Annotated in this window: 21 protein-coding genes and 1 tRNA gene; 12 read left to right on the forward strand and 10 right to left on the reverse strand. The window is 62.9% G+C overall.

Going from position 1 to position 23,545, the window contains the following annotated elements:
* The first annotated feature begins 6 nt into the window (after positions 1–6).
* From BSY17_RS12390 to BSY17_RS12415, 6 genes are all read left to right on the forward strand, one after another.
* Complete coding sequence (locus BSY17_RS12390; RefSeq protein WP_069065730.1) at positions 7–621, forward strand: Isoquinoline 1-oxidoreductase subunit; 615 nt, start codon at positions 7–9, stop codon at positions 619–621.
* A gap of 25 nt (positions 622–646) precedes the next feature.
* Entirely contained in the window at positions 647–2,827 is a 2,181-nt protein-coding gene (locus BSY17_RS12395; RefSeq protein WP_237236542.1) for a xanthine dehydrogenase family protein molybdopterin-binding subunit, read from the forward strand.
* A gap of 127 nt (positions 2,828–2,954) precedes the next feature.
* Complete coding sequence (locus BSY17_RS12400) at positions 2,955–4,043, forward strand: endonuclease/exonuclease/phosphatase family protein (protein WP_069065731.1); 1,089 nt, start codon at positions 2,955–2,957, stop codon at positions 4,041–4,043.
* Positions 4,040–5,194 (forward strand): TonB-dependent receptor domain-containing protein, encoded by a 1,155-nt coding sequence (locus tag BSY17_RS12405; protein ID WP_069065732.1) that lies wholly within the window; start codon positions 4,040–4,042, stop codon positions 5,192–5,194. The genes BSY17_RS12400 and BSY17_RS12405 overlap by 4 nt, the downstream gene beginning before the upstream one ends.
* A gap of 11 nt (positions 5,195–5,205) precedes the next feature.
* A complete protein-coding gene (locus tag BSY17_RS12410) occupies positions 5,206–6,717 on the forward strand; it encodes a phospholipid carrier-dependent glycosyltransferase (RefSeq protein WP_069065733.1) in 1,512 nt (503 codons plus the stop codon).
* A gap of 77 nt (positions 6,718–6,794) precedes the next feature.
* Positions 6,795–7,583 carry a YncE family protein gene (locus BSY17_RS12415; protein WP_443019527.1) on the forward strand — a complete coding sequence of 263 codons (789 nt, stop codon included), beginning with the start codon at positions 6,795–6,797 and terminating at the stop codon, positions 7,581–7,583.
* Positions 7,584–7,601: 18 nt separating this feature from the next.
* On the opposite strand, the gene uvrB is transcribed toward BSY17_RS12415, so the two are convergent.
* The 3 genes from uvrB to BSY17_RS12430 are packed head-to-tail and all read right to left on the reverse strand — an operon-like array spanning position 7,602 to position 11,146.
* Positions 7,602–9,785: an excinuclease ABC subunit UvrB gene (gene uvrB, locus BSY17_RS12420; RefSeq protein WP_069065735.1), complete on the reverse strand. Its 2,184-nt coding sequence runs from the start codon at positions 9,783–9,785 to the stop codon at positions 7,602–7,604.
* Between the two features lie 40 nt (positions 9,786–9,825).
* Entirely contained in the window at positions 9,826–10,254 is a 429-nt protein-coding gene (locus BSY17_RS12425) for a hypothetical protein (protein WP_069065736.1), read from the reverse strand.
* A complete protein-coding gene (locus tag BSY17_RS12430) occupies positions 10,241–11,146 on the reverse strand; it encodes a LysM peptidoglycan-binding domain-containing protein (RefSeq protein ID WP_237236292.1) in 906 nt (301 codons plus the stop codon). The genes BSY17_RS12425 and BSY17_RS12430 overlap by 14 nt, the downstream gene beginning before the upstream one ends.
* Before the next feature lie 258 nt (positions 11,147–11,404).
* On the opposite strand from BSY17_RS12430, the gene BSY17_RS12435 reads away from it, so the two are divergent.
* Both BSY17_RS12435 and BSY17_RS12440 read left to right on the forward strand, forming a co-directional pair.
* On the forward strand, positions 11,405–11,965 hold the full coding sequence (locus BSY17_RS12435) for a DUF3617 domain-containing protein (protein ID WP_069065738.1): 561 nt from the start codon (positions 11,405–11,407) through the stop codon (positions 11,963–11,965).
* Between the two features lie 83 nt (positions 11,966–12,048).
* Positions 12,049–12,555, forward strand: a complete 507-nt coding sequence (locus tag BSY17_RS12440; RefSeq protein WP_069065739.1) for a DUF3617 domain-containing protein — start codon at positions 12,049–12,051, stop codon at positions 12,553–12,555.
* A gap of 26 nt (positions 12,556–12,581) precedes the next feature.
* Here the strand turns inward: BSY17_RS12440 and guaA are convergent, their stop codons facing one another.
* Both guaA and BSY17_RS12450 read right to left on the reverse strand, forming a co-directional pair.
* The gene (gene guaA / locus BSY17_RS12445) at positions 12,582–14,141 is read right to left on the reverse strand and encodes a glutamine-hydrolyzing GMP synthase (protein ID WP_069065740.1); all 1,560 of its coding nucleotides are present in this window, start codon (positions 14,139–14,141) and stop codon (positions 12,582–12,584) included.
* A gap of 43 nt (positions 14,142–14,184) precedes the next feature.
* Positions 14,185–15,438 carry a TCR/Tet family MFS transporter gene (locus BSY17_RS12450; protein ID WP_069066945.1) on the reverse strand — a complete coding sequence of 418 codons (1,254 nt, stop codon included), beginning with the start codon at positions 15,436–15,438 and terminating at the stop codon, positions 14,185–14,187.
* Between the two features lie 535 nt (positions 15,439–15,973).
* On the opposite strand from BSY17_RS12450, the gene BSY17_RS22190 reads away from it, so the two are divergent.
* Positions 15,974–16,090 carry a DUF6471 domain-containing protein gene (locus tag BSY17_RS22190; RefSeq protein ID WP_443019425.1) on the forward strand — a complete coding sequence of 39 codons (117 nt, stop codon included), beginning with the start codon at positions 15,974–15,976 and terminating at the stop codon, positions 16,088–16,090.
* Positions 16,042–16,971, forward strand: coding sequence for a hypothetical protein (locus tag BSY17_RS12455; RefSeq protein WP_069065741.1), 930 nt, complete (start codon positions 16,042–16,044; stop codon positions 16,969–16,971). The genes BSY17_RS22190 and BSY17_RS12455 overlap by 49 nt, the downstream gene beginning before the upstream one ends.
* Positions 16,972–17,293: 322 nt before the next feature.
* Here BSY17_RS12455 and BSY17_RS12460 read toward each other — a convergent pair whose 3' ends face one another.
* The 5 genes from BSY17_RS12460 to hspQ form a co-directional block, all read right to left on the reverse strand.
* Positions 17,294–17,887, reverse strand: coding sequence for a DUF1275 family protein (locus BSY17_RS12460; RefSeq protein ID WP_069066946.1), 594 nt, complete (start codon positions 17,885–17,887; stop codon positions 17,294–17,296).
* Between the two features lie 200 nt (positions 17,888–18,087).
* Entirely contained in the window at positions 18,088–18,678 is a 591-nt protein-coding gene (locus BSY17_RS12465) for a hypothetical protein (protein WP_069066947.1), read from the reverse strand.
* A gap of 69 nt (positions 18,679–18,747) precedes the next feature.
* Positions 18,748–20,685, reverse strand: a complete 1,938-nt coding sequence (locus tag BSY17_RS12470) for an OPT family oligopeptide transporter (protein WP_237236562.1) — start codon at positions 20,683–20,685, stop codon at positions 18,748–18,750.
* 120 nt (positions 20,686–20,805) lie between these two features.
* Positions 20,806–21,564 carry a GDSL-type esterase/lipase family protein gene (locus BSY17_RS12475; protein WP_069065743.1) on the reverse strand — a complete coding sequence of 253 codons (759 nt, stop codon included), beginning with the start codon at positions 21,562–21,564 and terminating at the stop codon, positions 20,806–20,808.
* Positions 21,521–21,892: a heat shock protein HspQ gene (gene hspQ / locus BSY17_RS12480; protein WP_069065744.1), complete on the reverse strand. Its 372-nt coding sequence runs from the start codon at positions 21,890–21,892 to the stop codon at positions 21,521–21,523. The genes BSY17_RS12475 and hspQ overlap by 44 nt, the downstream gene beginning before the upstream one ends.
* Before the next feature lie 134 nt (positions 21,893–22,026).
* Here hspQ and BSY17_RS12485 point away from each other — a divergent pair.
* Positions 22,027–22,116 (forward strand) — tRNA-Ser (locus tag BSY17_RS12485).
* Positions 22,117–22,306: 190 nt separating this feature from the next.
* Entirely contained in the window at positions 22,307–23,506 is a 1,200-nt protein-coding gene (locus BSY17_RS12490) for a tyrosine-type recombinase/integrase (RefSeq protein WP_069065745.1), read from the forward strand.
* Positions 23,507–23,545 lie beyond the last annotated feature (39 nt).

Raw genomic sequence — 23,545 nt, forward strand, 5'->3', positions numbered from 1 at the left:
CTTCTGATGATGGCGGTCATCGTGACGGGTACGATTGCGCTGTGGCCCCGATCATTGCCGGAAAGCCAATCGCTTCCTGCTGATCCTTCGCCTGTTACCTTCGCTCCCCTGCGCCCGGCGGCGGCGTTTGCGACCATAGCCGATCGCAAAGCCCGGTCCGTTGCTTTGTTCACCGAAGCGGGCAGGGTGATCCAGCATCCCCGCTGCGTGAACTGCCACCCCCGCACCGACAGGCCGACGCAGACGGACGCAATGCGCCCGCATCGGCCCTTGGTGACGCGCGGGACGGACGGCGGCGGTGTAGCAACGCTTCGCTGTTCGACATGTCATCATGACGCCAATTTCACGCCGTCCGGCGTGCCGGGCAACCCGAAATGGAAACTCGCGCCCGTTGAAATGGCCTGGCAAGGCAAGACGCTTGGCCAGATTTGCCGACAGATACTGGACCCGGCGCGTGCCCACATGACCCGCGCGCAATTGCTTCACCACATGACACAGGACGAACTGGTCGGTTGGGCCTGGCATCCAGGCGGAGAACGCACGCCAGCGCCGGGTACGCAGGCGCAGTTCGGCGCGCTGATAGCGGCGTGGCTCGATACCGGTGGCCAATGCCCGGCATAGCCCCTTTGCAGACAGGAAATGGCTTGTGACAGACGCCCCCAAAGCCGCGCGCTCCATCCAGATGTCTCGTCGCAGAATGATCCTGGGCGGCTCTCTGATTGGCGGCGCATTGGTCGTCGGCTATGCCGCGACGCACCCCATGCAGGTGGCAGGCGCGATTTTGCAAGCGGGTGGAAGTGATCCGGAACCCAACGCCTTCGGATCGTTCATCCGGATCGACGCCGAAGGCTGGGTGACGGTCGTCAACAAGCAGCAGGAATTGGGGCAGGGCATCCACGCCGGCTTGGCCGCGATGATCGCCGAAGAAATGGACGCCGATTGGGATAAGGTGCGCGTTATGACGGCACCGTCCAATTTTCGCGTTTACGGCACGCAGATGACGGCTGGATCGACGGCGACGGCGAGCAACTGGGATACGATGCGAAATGCAGGCGCAGCGGCGCGCGCCATGTTCGTTGCGGCGGCAGCGCACCGTTGGAATGTGCCGCCCCAGTCGATCGCAGTACGCGACGGCCTGGTCTCCCATGTCCGGTCGGGGCGATCCGCCAGCTTTGCGGATCTGCTTGTGGAGGCCTCGCGCCAGACGCCACCGCAGCAGCCCGCTCTCAAGGAGCCCAAGGACTATAGGCTGATCGGCACGGATCGCGTCCGCCGCAAGGATAGCCTGCCGAAAAGCAACGGCCGCCAGATCTATACTCAGGACGTCCAATTGCCCGACATGCTGGTCGCGATAGTTGCCCATAGTCCGCGCTTCGGCGGTACGCTTGCCAAGTTCGATGCCGCCGATGCGCGCACGGTGAAGGGAGTCGTCGATGTCTTTGCAATCGAAAGCGGCATCGCCGTCGTTGCGGAAAACACCATCGCCGCACGGCGGGGGCGGGATGCGCTTCGGATCATATGGGACGACAGCGCCGCTGAAAAACGTTCCACGCCCGATCTGGTGCGCCATTATCATGACATCGCTGCCGGGCGTTCGGATGTCGAGCCGAGCGATTTTCATAGCAAGGGGGAAGACCCTCAAATTGCATTTGGGCGGGACGCGATCGAATTCACATTCGATTTCCCCTATCTGGCACATGCGCCGATGGAGACGCTGGATTGCGTCGCGCAAGTTGATGGTTGGGACGTCAAGATCATCTCCGGCTCTCATCTGCCAACAGTCGATCAGGTGCATGCCGCACGCGCAGCCATCACCATACCCGGCCGCGTCGATATCGATGTGATACCCGCGGGCGGATCATTCGGGCGGCGGGGAATCATGACATCCGACTATCTCGTCGAATGCGTGCGGATCGCAAAGCGAACGAACGGGCGGCCCGTCAAACTGATCTGGACACGGGAGGATGAGATGGCGGCGGGATATTATCGCCCGATGGCGCATCATCGCGTCTCCGCGGAACTTGATCGGGATGGATTTCCCAAGCGCTGGCGCCACCATGTCGTCGCGCAATCGTTGATCCCGTTCATCACCGGACCGACCGTGGAGGGCATTGCCGAGTCACCCTATCTGGCATCGGCGGAGAGTATCGACGGCAAGGTTTTCGCGCCTTCCTGCCCGGTGCCGGTCGCCTTCTGGCGATCGGTCGGCCATTCCTATAATGCTATGGTGATGGAGCATATCGTCGATCAACTCGCCCGAAAGGCCGGGCGTGATCCGGCGGATTATCGCCGCGCCATGTATCGAAAAGCGACGGCGAAGCGGCATGAGGCCGTGCTCGAAATGCTATGCAGCAAAGCGGATTGGGGCATGCCGCTCGAAAGCGGATGGGCGCGCGGCATGGCCATTCACGAATGTTTCGGCACGGTCGTCGGCCAGGTTGCCGAAGTGAGGTTGGACGAAGGGAGGCCGGTCATACGCCGGGTCGTCGCCGTGGTCGATTGCGGCATCGCCATCTCGCCCGACCAGATCGCGGCCCAGATGGAAGGCGGTATAGGCTTTGGTCTGTCGGCCGCACTCCACGGCGCCGTCACGCTCAAGGACGGTATCGTTCAGGAATGTAATTTCGACACCTATCCCATCGTCCGCATGAACGAGATGCCGACGGTTGAAACGCATATCCTGCCGTCCACAAACAGGCCGAGTGGCATGGGCGAGCCGGGCGTGCCCCCCATTGCCCCCGCAATTGCAAACGCAATTTTCGCTCTGACTGGCTCAGCCACAACCCGCCTGCCGCTGATTGACCTCACGGTGCCGAGAGACGCATAATTTACCCGGCCCGGTCCTCTCATTTCGATGACGGCAACGGCGCAAAAGTTTAACCGCACTGTCGCTTAAACGACATGGGGACGACTCATTGGCCCGCTATCCTCCGACCAAACGGGGGGCCGTCACCATGTACCGACCATTTCGCGCTGTGTTGTTCGCAGGGCTTGTCGCGCTCGCCGCCGCCGGATCGACCCATGGTGGCGACCAGGCCGCGCCGCAATGGGGCATCGCGCAACCCGTTCCGAACGACGGGCGATTGTCGGTCATGACCTATAATATCAAGGGACTGCCCTGGCCGATCGTGTCGGATCGGCGTGCGGCACTGACCGCCATCGCCGACCGGCTCGCCCTGCTGCGGCAATCGGGGCGACAGCCGCATATCATCCTGTTGCAGGAAGCCTTCACGCCGGAGGCGGCGCAGATCGCCGCGCGCGCGGGCTATCGTCATGTTGCGCAGGGGCCTGACGTAGCGCACCGTTCCACGGCGGCGGCGCAGGGGGCGGACCAATCGCATCTGGCGCAGGCGCGGTGGGATCGCGGAGAGGCGATCGGCAAGCAACTGAGCAGCGGCCTGCAAATCCTGTCCGACTATCCCATCACCCGGATCGATCGCATGGCTTTTCCCGACTTTGCCTGCGCCGGGTTCGATTGCCTGGCCAACAAGGGCGTGTTGATCGCGCATATAAGCGTGCCGGGCTTCGACCGGCCAGTCAGCATCGTCAACATGCATCTCAACGCCCGCAAAGCCGCAGGTGTAGCGATCGACCGATCGCAGCGGGCCTTTGCCCGGCAGGTCGATCTGGTGACGCAGTTCGTTAAGACCCATGTACCCGTCGGTCAGCCGCTGATCCTGGGCGGTGACATGAATATCGGGCAGGATCGGTTTCGCGCCGATATCTTCTTCACTCGGTTCGCGCAGGCGGACATGCGCTTCATCGCGCCGGAACTGGACGGCGCACGCCGGGCGCTGGCGGCATCCGCCTGGGCCAGCGACGCGATCCGGCGCGACCTGACTTCTACCAGAGCGCGGGCGAAGGATTGGCTGTTCGCACGGGGTGCGGGCGACCGTCCGCTCAAGGTGGTCGCGGCGCATGTGCCTTTCGGATCGGAACCCGATAGCCAGCCACTCTCCGACCATTTCGGTTATGTTATCGACTACAGCCTGCGCAGCGGGGTCGATCTGGCGCGATCAGGCCGTGCGGGGGCAGCATCATGAGCCGGGCCGTGTGGTCGTTGCTCTGGCTCATCCCTGCCTCTACCGCCGCCCAGGCGCAGGAGATGCCGGTGGAAACGGGTATCCGCTTTTCGCTGAAACGCCCATCCGGCCTGTCACCGATGACGGCTCCTCGGCCAGCCTATCCGCAGTTCCGCCCACGGATGGAAGCGGCAACGCCGGTCCATGTCGATGATCGTGACCAGGACATCCATATCCGCTGGCAGACGACCGCGCGTCGTTTCCTTGGAACGACCGCCGCGACCTCGTTCGCGCCGCATAGGCTCTCGCGCAGCCGGATGGTGCGCTATGGCGTGCAGGATCGCTGGCTGGTCAGCGAGCATCTGACCGCCACCCTGGGCTGGCATGGGATCAAGGTCAGCAACCGCAATGCCAATGTCACCGCGGGGCCAGGGCGCGAAAAACTGCGTGCGAACGACTGGTTTCTGCCGCGCGCGACGTTAGTCCTGCAAGCGCGGCAGGATTTGGCGTTGAGCCTGGATTATGCCGACACATTAAGGGCCTATGGCGAAACGGGCATGAGCGGACCGATGGGATTGCGCCACGATGATTTTCTGGCGTTGCGCCGGACGCTGAAGCCGGAAACGCAAAGCCGCGTGCAGATGCGTGCCGACTGGAGCGCTGCGCCCACGCTCGGCCTGTCCCTGTCCTTGCAGGGCGGTCGGATCGATGACCGGTTGCGCTTTACCGGACGCGGCACGGTGCCGGTCAACGCCGGCTCCGCACGGATCGATGGTGCGATTCTGGAAGCGCGCCATCAGGTGACACCGCAGTGGCAATGGTCGATCCGCTACAGCGACGCGCGGGTTCGCATGTCCGGCGGCGACATCGTGCGCGAACAGAGCCTATCAGCCGGGTCCGTCTGGCGGGACGGCCCCTGGCGCGCGGCCCTGTCCGTTGCGCGTAGCAGCGCGCCCGCAATGGCGGTGTCCGGCCCGCGCGCCGTGCGGGTCGAGGCCGGCGTCGATTATGCGCTGGCTGCGGTCGGCGGGCGACCGATTACCTTGTCGCTGCAGATGACCGACCCGGACAATCTGGTGAGCGGGACATTTTCGCGCGATGACCTGTCTGGCTCGCTGCGCGCCGCCGACCAAGCGCGCGCGGTGATGGCCCGCGCGCGACTTGGCTGGTAGGCGCAAGTCCTATGCCATTGCGGATTGCACTGTTGCTGCTGATCGCGGCCCTGATGTTGACCGTGGCAGCGTTCCGCCCGATCGATCATGACGAGGGGCAATATGTCGGCGCGGTTGCGATGATGCGCTTCGGCTTGCCCTATCGCGACTTCGCCTATCTCCAGACGCCCTTGCAACCATTATTGTTCGCGCCGCTGGCGTGGATCGCGGAGGGGTGGCTCTTTCCGGCACTGCGCGCCATCAATGCCTTGCTCGCGCTGGGGGCGAGTGTCTGTCTGTGGATCGCCGCGCGGCGGGCGGGTGCGTCCGACCGGGCGGCAGCCATCGCTGCGGTGGCCTTATTGTCGAGCCATATGCTGTTGTTCGCCGGGAGTGTTGCGCGCAACGATGCGCTGCCCGTGTTGCTGATGACGGCCGGGCTGGCCGCCATGATCGGTCTGCTCCAGAATGACCGTGCGCGGTGGATGGCGTTGCTGGCCGGGCTGTTGCTGGGGGCGGCCGCGTCGGCGAAAATCAGCTATGGCCTTCCGGCCGCCGCCGTCGGCCTATTTGCGCTATGGCACTGGCGGACGCTTGGCGCGGGCAGAGTCGGCCTGCTCGCTCTGGGCGGCGTGCTGGGCGGTCTGCCGACGATGGCGCTGGCCCTGCTGGCGCCGGACGCGGCCTGGTTCGGGATTATCGACTATAGCCTGAAGGCCCCGTTCGAGTGGCGCGCCTGGAATGAGAAGGCCGCCATGCTCGGCGGGCCGAAGAGCCTTGTACGGCTTGCCCGCTTTCTGGCGCAGGGCTGCGGCCTGATTGCGCTGGTCGCGGTTGCTTTGGTGGTCACCCGGCGCCGCACGCCGGTCGAACGATTGCTCGATATGATGATCGTCGCCGGTCTAGTGGCCGCCTGGCTGCCGCGACCCATCTATGTCCAATATCTGGGGCCTTTGCTGCCCGCGCTCTTCCTTCGCTTTGCGCTGCTGACCGACGCGCCCTTCTGGCATCGTCGCGCTGGCCGCGCCCTGATCGCGTTGGGCATCGTCGCAGGCGTGGCACAGACCGCGACAAAGACAGCGGCCAATATGCTGGCGGGCCACAGTCCGGTTCAGGGGATCATGCAGGACGTGCGTGCAGTGGATCGCATCGTGGCTTCGACCGGCCTGTCCGGGTCGATCGTTACCCTGTCGCCGGAACGGTCGGTGGATGCGGCGCTGTCGATCGATCGCCGCTTCGTGACCGGGCCTTTCCTGTTCCGCACGCGCCACATCCTGACACGCGATGAGGCGCGGGCCTTTCATGCGACGACCATCCTATCTGCCGAAGCGGATCTGGATGCGAAGCCGCCCGCCATCATCCTGACGGGCAGTGAAGGCAAACCCACGGCGGCCTTTCCTCGCGGTTTGGATGCGGTGCTGATCGATTGGGCGCGATCGCATGGCTATCGTGCCGTCTCCTTGCCTTCGGGCACCCATCAGATGTTCCTGGCACCGCCATCGCCTGGCACAATGGCTGCGACCTTTGCCACGCAACCGTTATAATGCTGGTCTAGATCGGCTGGTCGATGCAATCGGAAGCCCCCCTCATGCCCTTTATCCTGCTGATCCTCGCGAGCCTGATGCTCGGCCTTGTCCCGGCAGGGGCAGAGCCGATGGCCGAGGTGCCATCGCCGCCACCCGTTCCCGTCATACTGCGCATGGCGGCGCCGGAAGCGCGGCAAGGCGTCGCATCGGACGGCACGCATCTCTATGCCATCGACAATGACCGGATCGGCAAATATCGCATCGCCACCGGCAAGCGGGTCGCCCAATGGCAGGGGGAGCGACGGCTGTTCCCCCACATGAACAGTTGCACCGTCGCGGGGCATGACCTGGTCTGCGCCGCGTCCAATTATCCGCAGCTGCCCCAGACCAGCGCCATCGAGATTTTCGACACCCGCACGATGCGCCACAGCCGCACGATCAGCCTGGGCTTTGGCCCCGGTTCGCTGACCGCGCTCGACCGGCATGATGGCAAATGGTGGGCGGTCTATGCCAATTATGATGGCAAGGGCGGTGAGCCGAACCGGGACCATCGCTACACGCTGCTGGCGCGGCTGGACGATGCCTTCCGGCAGGAAGCGGCATGGACCTTTCCGGTCGACGTGCTGGCGCGCTTTGCGCCGTTCAGTTGCTCTGGCCTTAGCTGGAGCAATGATGGTCGCCTCTATGCGACCGGCCATGATCGGCCGGAAATATATGAACTGGCGCTACCCGAAGCCGGATCGCGCCTGGAACTGCGCCGTACCATCGGCATCGCCACACCAGGCCAAGCGATCGACTGGGATCCGGTCGAGAAAGGCCGCTTATGGTCCATCGATCGGGCCAAGACCGAAATGGTGGCGAGCTTTATCTCTGACGGAGACTAAGCCGGGAGACAGTTGAGGCTACCGCCCGAATTTCTTCTGTGTCTTCCCGTACCGCAATTTCCGCGTCCCCGGCTTGCCCTCGGTCGCGCGGCCCCTTGGGGCCGCCACCTGCTGCTCGTGCGGCAGGCCCAGTTCGTCGGCTTCCAGTTTGCGGATTTCGTCGCGGATGCGTCCGGCTTCCTCGAACTCCAGGTCGGCGGCGGCGGCGCGCATTTTCTTTTCCAGATCCTCGATATAGGCGCGCAGATTGTGGCCGACCAGATGGGGGCGGTCGTCCAGACCGGTGTCGACCGTGACCTGATCCTTTGACGCGACATGGGCGATGATGTCGCCGATATTGCGCTTGATCGTGGTCGGCGTGATGCCATGTTCCAGGTTATAGGCCTCTTGCTTTTCGCGCCGCCGGGATGTTTCGCCTAGTGCCCGCTCCATGCTGCCGGTGATGCGATCGGCATAAAGGATCACCCGCCCGTCGACGTTGCGCGCCGCGCGGCCGATCGTCTGGATGAGCGAGGTTTCGGAGCGCAAAAAGCCCTCCTTGTCCGCATCCAATATCGCGACCAGGCCGCATTCGGGAATGTCCAGCCCCTCACGCAGCAGGTTGATGCCGATCAGCACGTCATAGACACCCAGCCGCAGGTCGCGGATCAGCTCGATCCGCTCCAGCGTCTCGACATCGCTATGCATGTAGCGGACCTTCAAGCCCGCCTCATGCATGAACTCGGTCAGATCCTCGGCCATTCGCTTGGTCAGGGTGGTGACGAGCGTGCGATAGCCTTGCGCCGCGACTTTGCGGCATTCGTTGATGAGGTCGTCGACCTGATCCTCGACTGGCTTGATCTCGACCGGCGGGTCGATGAGGCCGGTGGGGCGGATCACCTGCTCGCTGAACACGCCGCCGGTCTGCTCCATTTCCCAATTGCCGGGCGTTGCGGAAACGCTGACCGTCTGCGGCCGCATCGCATCCCATTCGTTGAAGCGCAACGGCCGGTTGTCGATGCAACTCGGCAGCCGAAAACCATATTCGGCCAGCGTGATCTTGCGCCGATGATCGCCGCGCGCCATCGCGCCGATCTGCGGCACGGTCTGGTGGCTTTCATCGACGAACAGTAGCGCATTTTCGGGCAGATATTCGAACAGGGTCGGCGGCGGTTCGCCCGGCAGGCGTCCGGTTAGGAAGCGCGAATAATTTTCGATGCCTGCGCAACTGCCTGTCGCCGCGATCATCTCCAAATCGAAATTGGTCCGCTGCTCCAGCCGCTGCGCTTCCAGCAGCTTGCCTTCAGCCTCCAGTTCCTTGAGCCGCTCGGTCAGTTCATGGCGGATCGCCTCCATCGCCTGTTTCAGCGTCGGGCCGGGGGTGACATGGTGGCTATTGGGAAAGACCTTCACATAGTCGAGGCTCGCAACCTTGCGCCCCGACAGCGGATCGAACTCGACAATCTCTTCAATCTCGTCCCCGAAAAAGGATATGCGCCAGGCTGTATCTTCATAATGCGACGGGAAAATCTCCAGATTGTCGCCCTTCACGCGAAAATTGCCGCGCGAAAAACCCGCATCGTTGCGCTTATATTGGAGCGCGACCAGCTTGCGGATGATCTCGCGCTGATCCTCGATCCCGCCCTTCTTCATCGAGAAAGTCATGGCCGAATAGGTTTCAACCGAGCCGATACCGTAAATGCAACTGACCGACGCGACGATGATGACATCGTCCCGCTCCAGCAGCGATCGCGTCGCTGAATGGCGCATCCGGTCGATGCTTTCGTTTACCGAGCTTTCCTTCTCGATATAGGTGTCCGACCGCGCGACATAGGCTTCGGGCTGGTAATAATCATAATAGCTGACGAAATATTCGACCGCATTGTCGGGAAAGAAGCTCTTGAACTCGCCATAGAGCTGGGCCGCGAGAATCTTGTTGGGTGCTAGGATCAGGGCAGGGCGCTGCAACGCTTCGATCATCTTGGCCATGGTGAAGGTCTTGCCGGAGCCGGTGACGCCCAGCAGCACCTGATCCTTCTCGCCCGCCAGCGCGCCATCCACCAGTTCGGGGATCGCGGTGCGCTGGTCACCCGCCGGTTCATAATCGCTGACCAGCGTGAAGCGCCGTCCCCCCTCGCTCTTTTCCGGCCGCGCCGGGCGGTGCGGCACGAAACTGGTGCCGGTATCGGGTTCGTCGAGGGTTGTGCGGATCTGAATGGCCATGGGGGCAATATGGGGGCTTCGCGTCAGGACGCAATTGACGTCAGGGCTTCAACTCGACTGCGCCCTTCGGCATGGGTGGATAGACGACAGGCTTGCTGCCGAAACGCGCACGCAGAGCGGCCTGACGGCGTTCGTCATCGATTACTTCGACATCCACCTCGTCGGGATAACGGTAGTTGATCTCGAACTTTCCGTCCTTGATCTCATATTCCAGGATCGACCAGCGCTTGATGCCGCCTTCATCCGATTCGGCATACCAGGCTTTCCAAAGAAGGTCGGAAAGAGCCTCGGTGTCGTCGAGATTTCGAATCTGATGCCCTTCATCCTTGAAGATATTGGGGCTGATCCATCGGTCGCCGACTTCAACGTAGAGGAAAATGCCATCGGGATCGCCGCCGACGATATTGACCAGCTCCACGCCGATCTCGTTGTAAAGCGGCCCCAGAATGTCGAACTTATCTTTTGCCATCTTCGGCGCCTTTCGCTTCGTTCGGGAACTTCCTTCTGAATTTTTTGCCATCGATCTCCCAGATGACATTGAGCTGGTAGGGCCGTTGCGAAGTTCCTTCATAGAGGGGCTTGATATCCACGAACACTTTATGCCCGGCGCGCAATTCCCTGGCCCAGGAATCTTCCATGACGCGATAGCTGCCGCGGTTGAAGTTGGAATTCTGGGCGAAATGGTTGAAGCTGTCGCGGGGACCGTTGAAACGAGCAGCGATAAAATGGCCGCCATCGTCGTTGGCAAGACGGTCGGGCTTACCCGCCTGTGCCTGCCTATGGCGTGATCGCACAGGGGAAGCGGCCAGCGACAGTCCGCCATAGGTCCGGCGATTGCGCGCAATGACATCGATATGGAAATCATAGCCATTCTTCGTCTCCTTGCGCCAGTTGGTGTCGAGTATCTGGCTTTCCAGCGAAGGCGGATTGGCCGGGTCGGGCGGCAATTTCCCGCCATGCGTGTCCATATAATGGGCCAGCGCCAGAAACTTGGTTCTGGCTGCCTGCCCCGCATCCAGATAGGCCTGATGCGGCAGCTTGATCCGCTGGCCGATGCGGAGCGGCCGATCGAGCGGATGCTGGTTCAGCCATGCCAGATCGCGCACGGTCAGCCCTTTTCGGCGCGCCGCGATCTGGGTCAGCGTATCGCCCGATTGCACCATATAAATTGAGTGGTTGTTCGGATGATCGGCGCGATGCGGACGGCGATCGAGCATCCCGTCGCCATCCATGCGAACAGTCCGACGATTCCGATCCCTTTGCGGCGCTACGCTCCGCGCACCGCCAGCCGGAAAATAGCGCCCCTGCCCGGCGAAGGTGAAGCGCCCGTCCTCTTCATCGTACCAGGGGTTGAATTTCATCTCCACAGGAGGAAGTGGAGAATCCATTCTTCGACCAGTGCGAAGGTAGAGGTTGAAGGCCATTAATCCATGTTGCTGGCTTGTCTCTTTCATCCGCACACCCCCCGATCTGCTGTCGTAGATGTAACAAATAACGCAGAACAAATCAAGAACGATATTGTGAGGCGTCGATACCGCCTAAGAATTTGAAATGTCGCTTCGGCCTGATATGCTCTCGAAAACAACGGGCCGCCACCGCGCGCGAACAGGGGAAATGCGATGACGAAGGCTTTTGGGATTACCGCCACGGCGCTGCTGATGCTGGCTGCTTGCGGCGACAAGCCGGGCGAGACGACCGGCAATATCGCGGCCACTGACGCCATGAGCCGCGAAGAGGTGAAGGCCGCGGTCGATAAGGTGCAGTTGAAGCCCGGCCAGTGGGAGGGGCGCTTCACCATCCAGGATATTGACCTGTCCAAAATGCCGGGCGCGCCCGCGGGCATGGAGGATCAGATGAAGAGCATGATGAGCCAGACCGCGCTCAAATATTGCGTCACGCCTGAAGAAGCGGCCAATCCCAGCGGCGAGATGTTTGCGGGCCAGGATAATAAGGACTGCGCCTTCAAGGACTTTGCCGTCAGCGGCGGGACGGTGAAGGGGCAGGTGTCGTGCAAGGCCGATGGCGGCACGATGAATGCGACGATGGCGGGCACCTATGCGTCCGACAGCTATGCGATGGACATGGACATGCAGATGGCGGGCGGCCCCGACGGCACCGCCATAGCGATGAAGGCGCGGTCGGAGGGCAAGTGGATCGGGGCGGACTGCACGGCGGAGTAAGCGCCGCGCATTTCCGCTTGCGCTTTATGCCCGACGGGTAGAGCCTTGCCCCTGTTCCGACACGTAAGAACGGGGGAGAGGATATGGACAAGAGCCTTTTGGCGGCGCTGCCGCTTGCGATGATGCTGGGGCTTGGTGGCTGTAGCGGGGAACCGGCACCAGCGCCGGAGGCCGAAGCGGCACCGATCCTGATGCGCGCGGGCGAGTGGATATTGACCCGCAAGACCACCGGCTACAACACGCCGACCGTTACCCCGGCGCAATATCAGGAAGCGCTGCGCCAGGTCAGCGAGGACAAGATCTGCATCGCGATCGCGCCCGATGGGGTGCCCGATGTCGCCGCGCTGGCCGGTGGGGAGGGCACGGATTGCAGCTATAAGGACAAGCTGGCCCGGAATGGCCGGTTGATCGTGACGCTGGCCTGCAAGGCGGGGGCGGGCACGTCGGAAATCATGGCGGAGGGCAATTATACCGCCGACACCATGACGCTGGGCACCACCATGACCAAGATGCAGGGCGGGCAACCGGTGTTGCGCACCACCCATGACCTGACCGGCAAGCGGGTCGGCGACTGCCCGGCATCGGGATGACGGTTAGATAGTAACCGCCGCCCGGATCATTCCCACTCGATCGTGCCGGGCGGCTTGCTGGTATAGTCGTAGACGACGCGGTTGATGCCCTTGACCTCGTTGATGATGCGGGTCGCGACGCGGCTCAGGAAGGCGGCGTCGAAGGGGTAGATGTCGGCGGTCATGCCGTCGGTCGAGGTGACGGCGCGCAGCGCGCAGACGCTGTCATAGGTGCGCAGGTCGCCCATCACGCCGACGGTCCGCACCGGGAGCAGCACGGCGAACGCCTGCCAGATCGCATCATAGAGGCCCGCATTGCGGATTTCCTCCAGATAGACCGCGTCGGCCTTGCGCAATATGTCGCAGCGTTCCTTGGTCACTTCGCCGGGAATGCGGATGGCAAGGCCAGGGCCGGGGAAGGGGTGGCGGCCGACGAAGATGTCGGGCAGGCCCAGTTCCTTGCCCAGCACGCGCACTTCGTCCTTGAAGAGTTCGCGCAGCGGTTCGACCAGCTTCATGTTCATGCGGTCGGGCAGGCCGCCGACATTATGGTGCGACTTGATCGTGACCGACGGCCCGCCGGTGAAGCTGACGCTTTCGATGACGTCGGGATAGAGCGTCCCTTGCGCCAGAAAGTCCGCGCCGCCGATCTTGGCGGCTTCCTCTTCGAACACGGCGATGAATTCGCCGCCGATGAATTTGCGCTTCTTTTCGGGGTCGGTCAGGCCCGCCAGGCCGCCGAGGAAGCGGGCTTCGGCCTCCACATGGACCAATTTGATACCATAATGTTCGCGGAACAGGCTGACCACCTGTTCGGCCTCGCCCAGCCGCATCAGGCCATGATCGACGAACACGCAGGTCAGCTGGTCGCCGATCGCTTCGTGGATCAGTACCGCCGCGACCGCGCTATCGACGCCGCCGGACAGGCCGCAGATGACCCGGCCTTCGCCCACCTGTGCGCGGATGTCGGCGATCTTGGTCGCGCGGAATTCCGCCATCGTCCAGTCGCCTGCCAGGCCACAGACATGGCGCACGAAATTGGCGAGCAGCTTGCCGCCGTCCGGGGTGTGGACGACTTCGGGATGGAATTGGGTGGCGTAGAAGCGCTTGGCCTCGTTCGCGGTGACGGCGAAGGGCGCGCCTTCGCTGGTCGCGACGACCTCAAAACCGGGGGCAAGGCTCGTCACCTTGTCGCCATGGCTCATCCACACCTGATGGCGCTCGCCCTCGTTCCACAAGCCGTCGAACAATGCGCAGCTCTTCTTGACCTCGATGAAGGCGCGGCCGAATTCGCCGCTCTCGCCGCCTTCGACATTGCCGCCCAATTGCTGCATCATCGTCTGCTGGCCATAGCAGATGCCCAGTACCGGCACGCCCGCGTCGAAGATCGCCTGCGGTGCGCGGGGGCTGTCTTCCCACATGACCGACGATGGCCCGCCCGACAGGATCACGCCCTTGGGCTGCATCCGGGCAAAGGCCTCGTCGGCGCTGTTGAAGGGGGCGATTTCGGAATAAACGCCGGCTTCGCGCACGCGCCGGGCGATGAGCTGGGTCACCTGGCTGCCGAAGTCCACGATAAGGATGGAATCCTGAAGGGGCAGCGTCATAGAATCGCCTTTGTCAGTCCGAGGGATAGGGATTCGCGTCCGGTTACTGTCCTGTCGCGTCCTTGTCCAGCACAGGTGCGCGCGCGCCGCGCCCGGCGGTCCATCCCAGCAGCGCGCCGCTGGCCAGAACGGCGGCGGCGATCAGGAAGGCGCTGCCGATGAAGGGCAGGATCGGCGCGGTGCCGACCGAAGCGGAGTAGACCGCGCCGAAGAAGAGCGGCGAGGCGATGCCCGCGATGCTGGCGACGCTGTTGTTCGCGCCCTGTAGCTGACCCTGTTCGCTTTCCGACACGCGCCGGGTCATGAGCGACTGGATGGTCGGCATGGCAAGGCCCCAGAGCGCATTGGGCAACATGGCGGCGACGAACAACCATCCCGTCGGCGCAAGGCCCATCGCCGCAATGCCGACCGCGCCGAACGACAGGCCGACGACCATCGTGGTCCGATCGCCCAGACGCTTGACGACTGGCCCGACGAGCAACCCCTGTACCGCCATGTCCATCAAGCCGACGAGCGCCAGCAGGGTGCCGACCTGCCATGCGCCCCAGCCATAGCGGTCGCCCGCGTAGAGGACGAACACCGCCGAAAATAGGTGGTGGGCGAAATAAAGGAGGAAATTGACGGTCGCGAGGCTGGACAGTTCAGGGTGCGACCGCAGCAGCCGGAGCGCGCCGAACGGATTGGCGCGCCGCCAGCTGAACGCCATGCGCTTGTCGCGCGGCAGCGATTCGGGCAGCACGATCAGGCCGTAGAGGAAAGCGAGGCCCGACAGGCCCGCCGCCGCCCAGAAGGGGGCGCGCAGCGAGATTTCGCCGAGCACCCCGCCGATCAGCGGCCCGGCGACGAAACCGCCGCTGAACGCCGCGCCGATCAGGCCATAGCCCCTGGCGCGATCTTCCGGTGCGGTGATGTCGGCCATATAGGCGAAGACCGAGGTGAAGCTGGACGAGGTGATCCCGGCGAGGATACGCCCCACCGCCAGCCACCACAGGCTGGGCGCCAGCGCCATCAGCCCATAGTCGAGCGCCAGCCCGCAGACCGACACCAGAATGACGGGCCGCCGCCCGAACCGGTCGGACAATGACCCGATCACCGGCGAGCAGAGAAATTGCATCCCCGCCCACAGCGCCACGAACAGCCCGTTCCACAGGCCCGCCGCGCTGGTCGCGCCGGAAAGCTGCTCGATCAGTTGCGGCAGCACCGGGATGACGATGCCCATCGACATGACGTCGAGCCATGCCGTCACCAGGATGAAGAGGATCGCAGCGGTGCGTGCGGGGGCGGGCGGGGTGGACATGCTGGTCCCGCTATAGCGATGGCTGGCGGATGCCAAGCGGGTGGCGAGGGGCGCGGCGTTTAAGGTCACAGGGCCGAAGTTCACAGTGTCGCACGGCGATTTGTGCCAATCGTGCCGGTAAAGTCCTGCGAAGGCCCCTGCAAAGGCGCGCCGACACGATAGAGGCGCGACGACGACGCGACACGGACGCGACAGTCACGCGACGGTCGCGCGCCGCATTTGGGGCGATCCGGGGCGGTGTCAGCGTGGGGGAGGGTGGTCGGGGGCGTTTCATCTGGGAGGATAGACCAGAGAAAATCCTAATAGGAAAGGGGTGGTGTGGTTTTGGTGCGCCCTCTCCCGTCTTCACGAGAGGGGCTACGGAGACTTGGCAAAAGTATTGTATATGATGCTCATAAAACCATAGGGGATATAGCCATTCCTAAAATGTCGAAGGGTTGGGAAGATCTGGTAAAGTCGATGCTCAAGGCAGAGCTAACGCGTAAGGGGGCTGTCCTACGCCGACCTGGTTGGGAAGCTGGCTGACATCGGGGTCATGGACTCTGAGCCGAATATCAGGAACAAGCTGTCGCGGGGCAAATTTACAGCGGTGTTCATGGTGCAATGCTTAGAAGCAATAGGGGCTACATCGTTGCGGCTCTCATCGGACTAGCAGGTATTACGGCCGGTGTTGGTTATGGGCTACATAGTCAGGCCAGTTATGCCGACCGGGCCTATAACCAGGCCGCCGACTACACCGAGCGCGCCGCCAACCAGATAGCCGAGTCCTGCCTCCGGCTTGTTAGCGCTGAACAAGTGAAGTGCCTTCGCGACAAAGCCGATGCATACCGCCTCGAAAGCCGCGATAAGCAACGCGAATATGAGGATCTGGTTGCCCAACGCACCTCTGCGCTGTGGACGATGATAATGGGCATCGCTGCGTTGATCGGAATGGCGCTTAGCGTTGTGGGGGTGGGCCTGGTCTATACTACCTTCATGGAAACCAGACGCGCCGCCAACGCGGCGCACGACGCTAATAGGCCATGGCTCCAAGTGGAAGTTATCGACTACGAAGCATTGAAGATAGCCAACGATCGCGCGGAAATCACTGCTGATATTAGAATAACCAACGTCGGAAATTCTCCTGCTTGCCACGTAAACACTTGGGCAGTCCTTTATGGAGAGCGAGGGAATGCGGCTGCCACTTTAGTCCACGGAGCAACCAACAAAGCAAAGGAATGGCTTGGGGCCAGAGAGGGTAGTTTGGCGACGATTGATGGAACAACAATATTCCCGAACGCCAGCGTGATGGAATGCTACACCGCCCACATCGAATGGGATGAAGTTAAAGGAGCGAAAGAAGCGAAAAGTGTCTTTTTGAGCTACGCGGTGGGCGTCGTTTATCATTTTGGAACCAGCACCGGACATACTGTTATTTCGTTCGATATATGGCCATCGGGTAGGCAAGACCGCGCTATCCCGATACCGCAAAGGATTGGGCATTCTGAGCGCATCGTGAGAATTTTGGATAACTTGTCCAGTTATGCCGATTAGAGAGGCCATCGCGACCAGCGCGCCGATCACGCTACGCCACCGTCTGCAATGCGTACGCCATCGCAGAAAAAGGACAACGTAACCGCCTTGGTGCGTTTGCTACATAATGCCCGTTCTTACGGGAGAGGCTACGGAGACTTGGCAGCTTGCTGCCTAGTCGATGTCGGTGAGGGTCTTTCTTGGAGTGGTAGACAGACCCTCACCCTCCCACGCCTGCGGCGCGGGCCCCTCCCTCTCCCGTGAAGACGGGAGAGGTGTAGATGTTGCCGTCACGCAGGGCTTGACCTGATAGTCAGGATGCCCCCCAATCTGGCGGCACCGGCTATCGCGGCGTCACCGTCCCGCCAAGCGGGCCGAGATAGAGGCTGAAGCCCCATAAAGCCGCGCACCAGCCGCACGCCACCCACAGGGCGGACAGGTCGAGGCGTGCGAACAGGGCTGCGCCGATGATCGCGCCCAGCACCAGGCTAAGCCACAGCAGCAGATGGGGCAGCCAGCCAAAGCGCGGGCCGCCGGTCAGGGCGAGCGCGAAGGATTGGCCGAGCTTTACCAGCGCGCCGGTCATGTAGGTGACGCCGATGCTGACCTCTCCATCGCGCTGGAACACATTATTCACGGCCCCCATCGCGGCGGCCATCAGGAAGGTGATGGCGTCGCCCCGGCGGCCGACGGCCAAGGCGGCGAGGATCAACAGGCCCAGCACCGCCGCTAGCACAGCCTGTTTGCGCCAGCGGCCCGCCAGTCTGCCGATCAACGCCCCGCCAAACACGCCGCCAACAAAGGCACCGATCAGGCCGATGGCCATGCCGGCGATGGCCGTGCCCCCGGCGATGCCCACCGCCATCCGCGTCGAATTGCCGCTCATGAAGGAAACGAACAGGCCGCCCAGCTTGAGCAGGCCCAACGCATCGACCATCCCCGCCAGTGCGGCCAGTCCAAAGGCCAGCACATAGCGCGGCAGGGTGTGGTGATCACCCATGGGTCAGGCGATCCGTGGCGGGACGATGATCGCGTTCGGCGCTGGAAATAAGGTCATCAATTGCCACCCTCGCTGGTCAAGCAAAATGCTAGACCAGCGATGGGCGGGAGGACAGGATAAAGCGAAGGCGCGCGGCCCTATCGCGCGGCTACGTCGCGGCTGAGATAGACCTCTGCGACGCGGCCGTTCTGCATGGCGCAGGTGAAGCGGCGGGTGGTGCCGGTGGTGGCACGATAGTTGGCGCGGGTTTCGATTTCGCCGTCGATATTATAGCCGCCCTGGGTGGGGTGGGGCTCGTCCATGGCGCGGATTTCGGCATAGCCGCCCTCGCGGTTTTGCGCTTCGTCGCGGGCGGCGATGGCGCAGGCATCTGCCATAGCGTCGGGGTTACCGACGACGTCGGAAAAATCCTCCTCGCCGGGTGCTGCGCCTTGGCGGTCCAATCCATAGTCGGTGCCGGTGGCCGGGGGTGGGGCGTCGTCGTCGGCATAGGGCGCGTTGCCGCGGGCGACCTGCTTGTCCTTGGACAAAGAGGAGGCGACGATCGCGACTGCGCCGATCAGCGCGGCGACGCCCACCGCATCGCCAAAGCCGAAGCCATTGCCCCGGTCGCGATGATGATGGCCCCAGCCACGATCATAGCGGGGGCGGGCCTCGGCGGCGCTAACGCTGCCGAGCATCAGGCCAAGGGCCACCAGCGATCCCGTCATCCAGCGCGTCTTGCCCATCATCCCGATCCTCTTATCCTGCGATGAACCGACTTGTATCCGCGTCCGGCTGTCGCGCGGCTGAACGGATCAGGTCAGCGGTGCGCTCGCCCAGTGGCGCAACCGGGCATAGAGGCCGGCGATGACGCCCGCGAAGATCAGGATGGCGAGCGGCACGGCCCAATGGCTCTCGCCCACCAGCGCGAGCGGGGTGTCGCTGTCGGTCGCCGCGACGATGCCGGCGAAGGCGACGCCGAACAGGCTTTCGCCGACGATGAAGCCGGTCGCCATCAATACGCCCATGCGCTCGGCAAATTCGGGGTTGGACTGGCGCAGCGCCCAGCGGTTGTAGAGATGGCCGATCAGCGCGCCGACCGGGATCAGCAGCGTCAGCGCCATCGGCAGATAAATGCCCATGCCGACTGCCAGCGGTGGGAGGCGCAGCTTGCCCGCCTTGCCCAGCAGTTCGTCGGCCAGCACCACGACCGCGCCGATGCCAGCGCCGATGCCGATCAGGCCCCAATCGAGATCGCCGCCCAAAACGCCCTTCGCCAGCGCGGAGATGAGCGCCGCCTGCGGGGCGGGCAGGGCGTTCGGCCCGGCGCCGGGTGCCCCGGCAAAACCAAAGGCGCTGTTCAGCAGGTCCAGCACTGGCGGGATGACGAGCGAGCCGAAGAGGACGCCCAGGATCAGCGCGATCTGCTGCTTCCACGGCGTCGCGCCGACGAGCTGGCCGGTCTTGAGATCCTGAAGATTATCGTTGGAAATGGTGGCGATGCCGAACACGATTGCGGTGGTAAACAGGGCGTAGGCGACCAGGGCCTGGGACCGATCCGGGTCGCCGCCCGACCCGTAAATGGCCGCGAGCATGAGCGATGCGCCCAGCACGGCGAGGATGCCGACGCCCGAAATCGGGCTGTTCGATGCTCCGATAAGCCCCGCCATATAGCCGCAGACCGACGCGATGACGATGCCCGCGACCAGCACATAAGCCAGCGTCAGCGCAATGACCGGCACCGGATTGGCCGCGATCGGGCCGCCCTGCGCAAAGATCCAGAGCAGCACGGCGATGGGCAGCATGGATGCGATGATGGTGCCAAAGACGATGCCGATCGGCAGGTCGCGTTCGGTCAGTTCCAGCAGCCCGGCATTGCCCGCCTTGCGCGTCGTATTGGCGACCAGCGCGGAGCGGATGCCGCCGATAATGGGGCCGAGAATTTTGAGCAGGGTCCAGATCGCCGCGACGCCGATCGTGCCCGCGCCGATGAAGCGCGCCTTGGTGCGGAAGGTGTCGCCGACAATGGTGGCGAGATCGCCGCCCGCAGGCACCGGGGCGGTCAGGAAGGGGACGATGCCGAACCAACTGATGACCAGCCCCACGAACATGGCGACGCCGACCGACAGGCCGACCAGATGCCCGACGCCGATCAGCGCCATCGAAAAGCTGGTCGACATCGACGTCGCGCCGGTGCCGAAGCGGAAGAAGGTGGCGGCTTCCTCGGCGATCAGCCGGGTCTTGGCGATGATGGTGAAGGATGCGGCGGCGACGGCGCTCAGCAGAATGGCGGACAGGCCGCGCTTATTTTCTTCCGCGCCCGCGCGCGACCCCGCGCCGACTTTCAGCACTTCGGCCGCCGCGACGCCTTCGGGATAGGGGAGGTCGGAACCGGTCACGAGCGCGCGGCGCAAGGGCACCGAATACATGACGCCCAATATGCCGCCCAAGGCGATGGTGCAGGCCGACAGCCAATAGGGAAAGCCCTGCCACCAGCCGATCATCACCAGGCCTGGCAGCACGAAGATGATCGCCGAAAGCGTCCCCGCCGCCGAGGCGATGGTCTGGACGATGTTGTTTTCCAGGATCGTGCCGGTCGCGAACAGGCGCAGGATCGCCATGGAGATGACCGCTGCGGGGATGGAGGTGGCAAAGGTGAGGCCGATCTTGAGGCCGAGATAGACGTTCGCTGCGGTGAAGATGAGGGTGATGAGCGCGCCCAGGATGACGCCGCGCAGCGTCAGTTCGGCCATCCCGCTGGCCTGTGGCTTGTCCGTTGTCACCCTATATCCCCTTGGCTTCGTGCTTGTTGCTTGGGTTTGGTAATAATGTTGCTTGACCGTGGATCAATCGGAAAGTGCAATTCGGGAGGATCAGGAAGCCTTTTCCGCGGCAGTGGGGGTGACGCGATCGAGCCAATTATCCACCAGCCGCGTCCAGCGTTGATAGCCTTCGGGCTTCATGTGCAGCCCATCGGCGCGAAAGAGCGAGGCGTCGGGCAAGCCATCGCGCGCCAGCAGCAGGCTGCCGACGTCGAGATAGGTGAAGCGGACGGCCGTCGCGCGCGCGGCCACGGCCTGGTTGATCGCCGCCATCTTGGGCCAGAGCGTCCAGCGGATCGGGCTGGGCTTGAGCGAGAGGAAGGCGATGGGCGCGCGGGGATAGTCGTTACGCAGCCGCTTGAGCAGGGTCAGGATGTCGGCGGCCACCTTGTCGGGGCTGGCACCGGCCGCCAGATCATTTTCGCCGACATAGACGATGATCGTGCTGGGCTTGGTCGGCGGCAGCAGGCGGCGATAATAGCGCAGCACGTCAGGCGTGCTCGCTCCGCCAAAGCCGCGATTGACGGTCGGGATGTCAGTGAAGCTGCTTGCTATGTCCCACAGGCGGATGCTGGAACTGCCCAGGAACAGGGTCGCGCCCTCGACGGGCGGGCTGGCGGCATTGGCCTTGGCGAACGCCTCGATCTCGCGCGCGAACGGGAAGCTGGGATCGGCATTGGGCGGCCGATCCTGCGCCTGTCCGCCTTGCGCCTGCCCGTGCGCAATGCCAGACAGCGCGAGCGCCAGCAGCAGCGCGGCGGCGCCCTTAATGGCGATGGAGCGGGCGCAGGCGATATTTACCGTCCGCATAGGCACCGAACATGCCGGTGATGGCGGGGTGGTCGACCGGCTCGTCGCTGTCGTCGGTGACCAGATTCTGCTGGCTGACATAAGCAACATAGCTGGATTCGCCGTTTTCGGCGAGCAGGTGGTAGAAGGGCTGCTGCTTGTCGGGCCGGGCATGTTCGGGAATGGCCTCATACCATTCCTCGCTATTGGCGAAGACCGGGTCGATATCGAACACGACGCCGCGAAAGCCGAACATGCGGTGCCGGACCACGTCGCCGATGCTGAAGCGGGAATGGACGATCGGCGGGGCGGTGACGCCAGCGCCGAAAATCTGAATCGTGTCTCTCATGGCTCCAATTTAGGGTGGATCGACGCCGACACAAGAAAAAACCCGGAAAGCCCGCTTGGCAAGCGCGATTTCATTCGCTAATGGCCGCCGCTCGACCAGGAACGCAGCGGCCATCGGCCCGGCGGACCTTCTGCGGAGAGGTGGCAGAGTGGTCGAATGCACCGCACTCGAAATGCGGCGTGCCCGAGAGGGTACCCAGGGTTCGAATCCCTGCCTCTCCGCCATTTACTACATTCCTACAACCAGCAGCATCCCTTGGCGAACGCTGAAAGCCCAGCATTCTCTAGGATCGTTCTGGATTTTGTTGCCGCTTGCGTTCGCCGCCCACCGCGATCATTCGCCGCCGACTTTATGACTATTTTTATGACTTGAAGCCTAGGCGATTGGTGCCTAAGGTGCTGCCTGGAGGCTGGCATGCACCTACGAAACAAGCTCAATGTGAAAAAGATCGCGAGCTTGGACGTGCCCAATGTCTATTCCGATGGCGGTGGCCTGTATCTGCGCGTGCGAAAGAGCGGCACGAAGTCGTGGCTTTTCATCTACATGTTACGCGGCAAACGACGCGAAATCGGTTTAGGATCGGTGCTGGACGTATCGCTCGCTGCCGCGCGTAAAACCGCTGAAGAGCTTCGAACCATCCAACTCGCCGGTCGCGATCCAGCCGAGGCCCGCAAACTGGCACGACCAGCGTCGGCTCGTATCACGACGTTTGCAGACGTCGCGACTGAGCTGATCGATACCATCGAAGGCGGCTTCAAAAATGAAAAGCATCGCAAGCAGTGGCGGTCGACGATCGATACCTATGCCAAACCCCTGCTGCCCATGGCGGTCGATCAGATCACGATGGACGACGTTGCGTCGGTGCTGAAGCCGATCTGGCTGACCAAATCAGAGACAGCTTCTCGGGTCAGGCAGCGGATCGAACGCATCCTAGATGCAGCGACAGTGAAAGGCTTGCGACGTGGCGACAATCCGGCACGATTGAAAGGCAACCTCGAAATTGTCCTGCCGCGAAAGTCAAAGGGGGAGGACGGCCATCACCAGGCATTGCTCTTCCCCGACGTCCCTGCGTTCATGACCGCGCTGGCAAGCCGTCAGGCACCATCAGCCCGCGCGCTTGAATTCACTATTCTTACTGCTGCCCGAACAGGCGAGACGCTTGGCATGAAGTGGGAGGAAGTTCAGTTGGACCAACGGTTATGGACCATCCCCGCAAACCGCATGAAAATGGGCCGAGCACATCAAGTGCCGTTAAGCGACCCTGCAGTCGCCATCCTGCAATCTCTGGCTCCAGCGGACCCTGATCCCAAAGCGCATGTATTTCGTGGAGCGGGGGGCAGTTCACTGTCCAACATGGCTATGCTGACGTTGCTGAAACGGATGGAGGTTCCGGTCACGGTTCACGGGTTTAGGTCCAGCTTCCGCGACTGGGCTGGCGAAACCACTAGTCACGGCCGCGAAGAAATCGAAATGGCTCTGGCACATGACACGTTGAGCAAAACCGAGAAAGCGTACCGGCGAGGCAATGCTCTTGATAAGCGCCGTTCGCTGATGCGAGACTGGGCACATTTTATACTACCTTCCGGCGAAAGCGGGACCGCGCAAGACGCTTAATAAGTCATTGATAAAAGATGTATTTTTGACAAATAAACT

It is taken from the genome of Sphingobium sp. RAC03 (genome assembly GCF_001713415.1).
Taxonomy (GTDB): domain Bacteria; phylum Pseudomonadota; class Alphaproteobacteria; order Sphingomonadales; family Sphingomonadaceae; genus Sphingobium.